Source organism: Nitratidesulfovibrio oxamicus, assembly GCF_015731765.1.
Classification (GTDB): Bacteria; Desulfobacterota; Desulfovibrionia; order Desulfovibrionales; family Desulfovibrionaceae; genus Cupidesulfovibrio; species Cupidesulfovibrio oxamicus.
Genome location: NZ_VRYY01000654.1, coordinates 1 through 943, shown reverse-complemented (window position 1 = coordinate 943; position 943 = coordinate 1). Strand labels below are relative to the sequence as shown.

Here is a 943-nt window from a genome sequence, read left to right as displayed (position 1 = left end):
GGGGGGCGAACGGGCTGCGGGTGAGCGGCACGGGACCGCCGGGGACGCGCTACGGGGCGTCGTCGCCCACGTCGTCGGCGCGCTCGGGATCGGGGGTCACCAGTATGCGGTCGATGCGTCGGCCATCCATGTCCACGATCTCGAAGCGGTGGCCGCGCCAGCGCAGGGCATCGCCCATGGCGGGCATGCGCCCCAGCCGGTGCAGCATGAACCCGGCCAGGGTCTCGTACGAGCCGGGCCGGTCATCAGGCTCTTCCGCTGGACCCAGCCCGGCCAGCGAGCACATTTCGTCAAAGGGCAGCAGGCCGTCCAGCAGCCAACTGCCGTCCTCGCGGCGCACCGCCGCCGGGTCGGGGGCGCCGCTTTCATCGGGCAGTTCGCCCACCACGGCCTCCAGCACGTCGTTGGGGGTGACCACCCCCTGCACCTCGCCGTATTCGTCCACCACCAGCGCGAAGGGCAGCCCTTCGGAGTGGCGGAACAGGTCCAGCAGGGTCAGGGCGCGGGCCGTTTCCGGGATGTACAGGGGCTGCCGGATGAAGCCGTCCATGGGAATGTCCGGGGCGGACAGCCGGGCGGCCAGGAAATCGCGCGCCTTCAGCACCCCGGTGGCGGCGGCAATGTCGCCCCGCGCCACGGGAAAGCAGGAATGGGACGACTGTGCGATGCGCAGCATGTTCTCCGCGTCGGGCATGTCCAGGTCCAGCCATTCCACCTGCGAGCGGTGGGTCATCAGCGCCCCCGCCCGCCGGTCGCCCAGCCGGAAGATGCGCTCCAGCATGTAACGCTCGGCGTGCTCCACCACGCCCGATGCCGCACCCTCGCCGATGAGCCCCCGGATGTCCTCTTCCGTCACGGCCCTGTCGCCGCCTTCGGGCAGGCGCAGCAGGCGCGAGGCCGCGCGTGACGACGCGCTGAGCAGGCGCACCAGCGGCAGGGCCAG

1 protein-coding gene is annotated in these 943 nt (G+C 72.0%); it reads right to left on the bottom strand.

Annotated features, from left to right (window positions below; translation table 11 throughout):
- Positions 1 to 49: 49 nt before the first annotated feature.
- Positions 50 to 943 (bottom strand): hemolysin family protein (locus FVW20_RS16895; protein WP_196610505.1); only part of this gene is annotated, 894 nt, incomplete at its 5' end.